Below are 504 nucleotides of genomic sequence, written 5' to 3'. Positions count from 1 at the left end.
CTTAATAGCCTCAAGATCAATGCCATTATGGCCTGTAAAAGGAATAATAATCCCTTTTAAGTTCTCGTGATATTCACTTGCTTTAAAACGCCCTCTTAAAGCATAGTTTGCTTCACTAAGGTCTTGAGTTAAAGCGATTCCTTCAGGCAGTTTGTCTTTTAAAAAATCAATATATTCTTGATTTTGTGTATAAACTTTCATCATGGCCATTCCTTTCTAAATACAAAGTAGTTAGTTTCATTGGTGTGAATTAAACGTAATGGAAAAGGTTTAATTAATGCTTTAATCGCGTCTAAAGTAAAAAAGCTGACGTGGGTGAAATCGCGTCGATACCACCATTTTAAAAAGGCTTCATCACTTGAAGGTCTTAGGGATGTCATAATCGCAAGAATGCCCCCTTTTTCTAAGAGAGCAGAGATATGACTTAAGGTTTTTAACGGCGTGTTTAAATGTTCAAAGACTTCTGTTGCGGTGATTAAATCGTAAGTTTCATCAAAGATTGAA

2 protein-coding genes are annotated in these 504 nt (G+C 34.9%); both read right to left on the bottom strand.

From position 1 onward, the window contains the following. Nucleotides 1–204: Rossmann-fold NAD(P)-binding domain-containing protein (locus tag ABCO64_RS10895; RefSeq protein ID WP_343089500.1), on the bottom strand; the 204-nt coding region annotated here is incomplete at its 3' end. Next, the coding region (locus ABCO64_RS10890) for a class I SAM-dependent methyltransferase (RefSeq protein ID WP_343089499.1) at nt 201–504 on the bottom strand (304 nt) is incomplete at its 5' end. The genes ABCO64_RS10890 and ABCO64_RS10895, both read right to left, overlap by 4 nt.

It is taken from the genome of Methanocalculus natronophilus, assembly GCF_038751955.1.
Classification (GTDB): Archaea; Halobacteriota; Methanomicrobia; order Methanomicrobiales; family Methanocorpusculaceae; genus Methanocalculus; species Methanocalculus natronophilus.
Note: the sequence above shows the minus strand (reverse complement) of the source record. Positions and strands in the feature narration are given on the sequence as shown.